The organism is Moorena sp. SIO4A5 (assembly GCF_010672005.1).
Lineage (GTDB): Bacteria > Cyanobacteriota > Cyanobacteriia > Cyanobacteriales > Coleofasciculaceae > Moorena.
This window is the reverse complement of the sequence record NZ_JAAHHZ010000431.1, coordinates 1-4,047: the sequence shown is the minus strand read 5'-3', so window position 1 is coordinate 4,047 and position 4,047 is coordinate 1. Positions and strand designations below refer to the sequence as shown.

General features: G+C 40.5%; 3 protein-coding genes. All 3 read right to left on the bottom strand.

Annotated features, from left to right (window positions below):
- The coding region (locus F6K57_RS38560; RefSeq protein WP_293073858.1) for an AMP-binding protein at positions 1-1,093 on the bottom strand (1,093 nt) is incomplete at its 3' end.
- A gap of 750 nt (positions 1,094-1,843) precedes the next feature.
- Positions 1,844-2,284 (bottom strand): transposase, encoded by a 441-nt coding sequence (locus tag F6K57_RS38555; RefSeq protein ID WP_293073861.1) that lies wholly within the window; start codon positions 2,282-2,284, stop codon positions 1,844-1,846.
- 753 nt (positions 2,285-3,037) lie between these two features.
- Positions 3,038-3,949, bottom strand: coding sequence for a glycosyltransferase (locus F6K57_RS38550; protein WP_364305895.1), 912 nt, complete (start codon positions 3,947-3,949; stop codon positions 3,038-3,040).
- Positions 3,950-4,047: the final 98 nt, after the last annotated feature.

Here is a 4,047-nt window from a genome sequence, read left to right as displayed (position 1 = left end):
CTTTATTTTGCTCTAATGCTTTCCCATCAAGCGAACAGATAACTGGTTGCTCTGTTTTCAACCCCCCAGACACAAATAACGTCGCTTCTGCCATGCCATAGCAGGGGTAAAACGCCTCTTTTCGGAAGCCACAGGGGCCAAATTTAGCAGCAAACTGCTCTAGAGTCTCGGCACGGACTGGTTCTGCTCCTGTAAAAGCCACATCCCAGCTGCTCAGATCTAGAGTAGCCAACTGGTCTGGCTTAACTTTACGAACGCACAGGTCATAAGCAAAATTGGGGCCGCCACTAGTAGTAGCTTGGTATCGTGAAATGGTTTGTAGCCAAAAGATAGGTTGCTGGAGAAATGCCAGGGGTGAGATAAGAATTGCTCTTATGCCCAAATACAAGGGCTGCAATACATTTCCAATCAGTCCCATGTCGTGGAAAGTCGGCAACCAACCTACTACACTTGTTTGCTGGCTATTATGTCCGAAGGCTTGCTTAATCATCCGCTCATTGTGTAGCAGATTACCGTGACTCACCATCACTCCCTTGGGTGTTCCCGTAGAACCGGAGGTGTACTGGATAAAGGCCAGGCTACTGCGGTCTAGGTTTGCTTCAGACCAGTCCAACCCTTGGTCGCGTACGCATTTATTGGTAGCAAGCAGGTGCAGCCTCCCCAGAGCTGGATGCTGGGCAAAGCGACTGGTTAACTCGGTCATAAGAGATGTGGTAGTTAGGGCAAACAACGCCTCTGCATCTGATGCGATCGCTAATAACCTAGAGAGATTGTGACTGCGTCGGGGTGGTGGATAAGCGGGCACTGCAATTACGCCAGCGTACAAGCACCCAAAGAAGGCAGCAATGAAGTCTATACCTGGTGGATAGACTAGCAAAGCTCGTTCCCCCGTTGCCCCCAGAGACTGCAACTGGCTGGCGATCGCCCTTGAGCGTTTGTCTAATACCTCATAGGTGATACGATCAGTTTCTTCTTCCCCTTTTTCTAGGAAGGTATAAGCGATTTTAGCAGGCTGAGTTAGGGCTCTCAAGCGCAACAACTCTACCAGATTGGAAAACTTCTCGTCAAGGTCTGAACATCTGATATTTTCCAAGTTTCAAGCTCCTTGGTAGATAGCGTTTTTCAACGCTTACTTGCTCCCTTACAACAGTTTTTTACTGTTTTAACTATACTTCGGTGTGCTTATTTTTTGAGCGTTGATAGCGCCCTATACTAAGCACGATTAAAAAACTATCACAAAAAAAAATACTTGTCAACCCTAATCGTAACTAAAATCTGCTTGACTCTCGTCCAACCATAGCTATATATACCTGAGTTCGATATAAGGGATAAATCTGAAAATCAATCAGAGTAAAGCTTGTGTCAATAATCTGCGTTTATTGACATCAAAAGTTCAAAAAATACTAGTCCAAAAAATCTCAGGGGGTGACAAGCTAATTGAAAATCTTACAGGGGTTAGGTTTTAGGGGTTAGGTTTTAGGGAAGATTGTCAAGCGGGATGGATTTAATAAAACTATAGAAGAAGTTTAATTGGTAAAATTTGCTTCAATTGCTGGCAAATACAAATGACTCCGATGCGCTCATTTTACCCAAAACCTAAAACCTAAAATCTAACACCTATCTAGGTTTGATATTTGTTGTCACCCCGTGAGACAAAAAATACTGTATTGATAAATTTAACTAAATAAAAAAAGAATTTACAAGTTAATGAAACTAGTAATTTTTGTATTTTAGACCCTCTTTTGTCAAATTTAACGAAGGCTTTTTGGGTTGAAAATAATAAGCAATTAAACCAGCGACGACATTGACCAGAAAATTAATAATGCTAGGATGACGATAATGTTCAATGTCTTGATGCATCGCTTTGTGAAATATTTTTTAACTGGTCATTAACTGTCTCAATTAAAGATCTTTTTCTGAGCATTATTTGTTTCCAGGAAAGCATTAATTTATTATTCATATTCTTTTTGAGAGGTGTAATGAGTTTGATGTTTTTGTTCCAGACTTCTGACCATAATTCTTTTTTGATATAACCTTGATCTCCAGATAACCCCAGATATTCTGGGTTAAATCTGGCACAGGTACAGTGAAGTTTAAAGCCAAAAAACCAACCCATAGAACTTTTGCCCCAGGCCGCTAAACTAGTAAATCCCTTAATTATTAAATGAAGTTTAAAGCCAAAAAACCAACCCATAGAACTTTTGCCCCAGGCCGCTAAACCAGTAAATCCCTTATTTATTTTGGCTCTTTTGGGATGGCAAATTGGTATGGGTATACTGTCGATAAAACGTTCTTCCTGTCACTGGTACTGTACGATAATTTAGATAAAAAATTAAAGGCATCAAAGTCTGATAAATTAACTCAACAAATCGATTGCAACTAACTAATCGAGGAAAGTTTTGTTGGTAAAATTGAAGTAAATGTTGATAATAAGCCTTGAAAATTCGATAAATTTAACGATTAAAATCAACAATAATATTCATGATTTCACTCAAACACAGTTTACTTTTTCGGATTATTTTTTTTGTTTGATGTGCAATTAGCTTCGACTTGAAGCTTTCTTCAAAGACTAAACAAAAGTCGTCTATTTCACAAAACAATTTTTCAATTTCCATGCTCTGTTTCTCTCTGAAAAATAATTATTTATTATCAGAGGTTTGGTGCAAAAAAAGAAGATAATGTTAATATTATTTAATTTAAAGTAATAAAAATTTACAATCATGGGAAGTAGTTAACGACAAGGATTTATCAATAATCATTGATTATTGATAATTGCTCCGACAGAACAAAACTCTGTAACTCAGGTGAGTTGGTGTTTGTAGCTGATTTTCTTACGTCGAACTCAGGTTAATCGTAACTAAATTCTGCTTGACTCTCTTCCAACCATAGCTATATAGCGTTTCTCATAGCTATGAGGTACACTTTTGATTGGCACTTATTGCCTTAAGAGCTTCTTGCCTTGCTGCCTTCTGCCTTCTGCCTTCTGCCTTAAAAGGATAAGCAATGTCGCTCATGACTATGAGAATTGCTATAAAACCTAAGTAATCTGACTCATATGCTCCTCCAAAAGCTTTTTAGCCCGAGGCTTATAAATCAGATGGAACAACGCTTCTAGATAACGCAGCATATCCTCCTGGTTTGCCTTAGACGTATAGTTCCAGAAGCCGTAAATCCCTGCTAAGGATAGCAAGCGCGTAGTGTGGATTTTCCAAGTATAGGTGCTGTAGACTCGTTCTATGCCCTGATTGGAAATTTCCTCCCAGTACTGGGGATTTTCCTCGCACTTAGTCACAAAATCCTGGATTTTCTGAGCCATTTCCTCCTGGTTAGTAGGGTTAATCAGGATACCATTGACCTTGTCCTGAATAATCTCCAACGGTCCACCAAATTGGGTACCAAAGGTTGGTAAACCAGAAATCATCGATTCCAAAATTGTTAGACCAAAGGCTTCAAACAGGGCTGGCTGCACAAAAATACCATGACGGTCAGCAATCACCCGATAGACTTCACCACAGTCACTCTTTGATAAGCGCACCCCTAACCAGCGGATCTTGCCGTAGAGATTATACTCCTCAATAATCTGGTAAAGCTTGACAATTTCTGCCTTTTCTTCGCTGTCGCTGGAGTCTTCAGTGCGCAAGTTACCCGCAATTAAAATCAAGTTACAGCGTTCCTGCAACTTTCGACTCTTACCAAAGCACTCCGCTAATCCAGTCAGGTTCTTAATGCGGTCAAGACGAGCCATGGAAAAAATCGGGCGCTTGTTAGGATAATCCAGTTTGCCAAACACCTGGGCCTCGTCGTCTAGGGTAAACAGCAATTCATCCAACCGCTTAATATCACTAGCTACTCGCCCTTGAGTGCGGGTGTAGGGGAAGAAGACAGTTTCATTTACTCCCGGTGGCACTACATTAAACTTCGGAGAGTTGACAATTAGTCCTTGAATCATCCACAATCTTCGACAAACCTACACAGGATTGTCGAAGATGCATTATCGTCCTCATGAATTCGCCAAAATCGCTGGTGTCACCGTTAGAACTCTCCAGC

Coding starts and splice junctions, on each gene's coding strand:
- F6K57_RS38550 (WP_364305895.1), bottom strand. CDS start 3,949: ATGATTCAAGGACTAATTGTCAACTCTCCGAAGTTTAATGTAGTGCCA.